The sequence below is a fragment of the Methylobacterium sp. J-059 genome (assembly GCF_022829485.1).
Taxonomy (GTDB): Bacteria; Pseudomonadota; Alphaproteobacteria; order Rhizobiales; family Beijerinckiaceae; genus Methylobacterium.
On sequence record NZ_JAKSYA010000006.1, the window covers coordinates 1 to 607 of the forward strand.

A 607-nucleotide genomic window follows, 5' to 3' on the forward strand; every position below is an offset into this window, starting at 1 on the left:
ACGAAGCCAGAGGCAGATGGTGGGTCTCGTCCAGCGTCGGGGCATCTTCTATGTCCGTCGCACCATCCCGGATGCGCTGCGCGCCGACATGCCGGCCGTGCTCGGAACGGCGGGGTCTGGCATCTTCGACGAAAGCGCGCCCGTCTCGCTGAAGGGAAGGCGGGCCGGCCGGGAGTTCTGGGTCAGCCTCGGCACCCGCGACGCGGACGTGGCACGCGATCGGGCCCGCCGGTTGGATGGCGAGGCGGACGCACTCGTCCGCTTGGCGAAGCGCCGTCTGCCTCAGCGCTCAGCCGAAACTCTCGGACCTCGACGACACGGTTCTTCAGGGTCTGGTCGCGACGTTCCGCCATCGCAAGCTCGCCGCGGATGAAGCGCGGCGGCGCGGCGCCGACCCCCTCAGTCGCGAAGGGTTCGACGCACTCGGACGGGAGATCGCGTCGCGGGAGGCCGAGTTGCGCGATGCCAACGCGCGCGGCGACTGCACCGCCACGCACTTCGATTTCGATGCGATGATGACCGTGCTCGATGCCGGACTGAACATCGCGTTCGGATCGCTAGGGGATCGTCGTCTCCATCTGGCGTTCGTCGAAGCCGAACTCAAGGT

Annotated in this window: 1 protein-coding gene and 1 pseudogene; both read left to right on the forward strand. The window is 68.2% G+C overall.

What is annotated here, in order from left to right:
• Nucleotides 1-16 precede the first annotated feature (16 nt).
• Nucleotides 17-211, forward strand: a pseudogene (locus tag MKK55_RS29280) (DUF6538 domain-containing protein); the annotation flags it as partial.
• Nucleotides 212-236: 25 nt separating this feature from the next.
• A partial coding sequence (locus MKK55_RS00095) for a hypothetical protein (protein ID WP_243932662.1) occupies nt 237-607 on the forward strand: 371 nt, incomplete at its 3' end.